This is a genomic window from Clavibacter lycopersici (genome assembly GCF_003576405.1).
Lineage (GTDB): Bacteria > Actinomycetota > Actinomycetes > Actinomycetales > Microbacteriaceae > Clavibacter > Clavibacter lycopersici.
In genome coordinates, this window is the sequence record NZ_QWGT01000519.1 from 1 (window position 1) to 555 (window position 555).

A 555-nucleotide genomic window follows, 5' to 3' on the forward strand; every position below is an offset into this window, starting at 1 on the left:
CGCGAGGTCGTCCGCGATGTGCGCCGGCACCTGGAAGCGCGGGTGCACGCGACCCAGCCGGTAGACGCTGTTGCCGCGTGCGTCCCCCTCCACGACGGCCACGACGTCCGGCCACCTGACGTCGCCCGGCAGGCCCAGGTCGGCGGCGGGCATGCCGTCGCGCGCGAGGAGGTCGAGCTCGGCGAGGAGCCGGGAGGTGGATCCGGCGCGGTCGCGCCACCAGCCGTCCGGCCGGGATCCGAGCAGGTTGGCCGTGTCGACGACGAGCGTGACCTCGCGCGCGAGCTCGTCGCGCAGCATCGGCCACGCCCGGCCGAAGCCCGGGTGCAGCTCGAGGCGGTCGACCTCGTCGAGCGGCACCCAGCGCAGCTCGATGCTCTCGGCGTCCGCGACGCGCGGCTCGAACGGGCGGTGGACGCGGGCGGTGACGGTCGCGTAGCTCCAGAAGCCGAGGTCGAGCACGGTGGCGAGCACGGGCCGGATCCCCGCGGGCGGCACCCCCGCCTCCTCGGCGGCCTCGCGCGCCGCGCCGTCGACCGCGGACTCGCCCTGGTG

1 protein-coding gene is annotated in these 555 nt (G+C 76.9%); it reads right to left on the reverse strand.

Features of this window, described 5'->3' with window-relative positions:
* Positions 1-555: NUDIX domain-containing protein (locus DZG00_RS16310; protein ID WP_233550186.1), on the reverse strand; the 555-nt coding region annotated here is incomplete at both ends.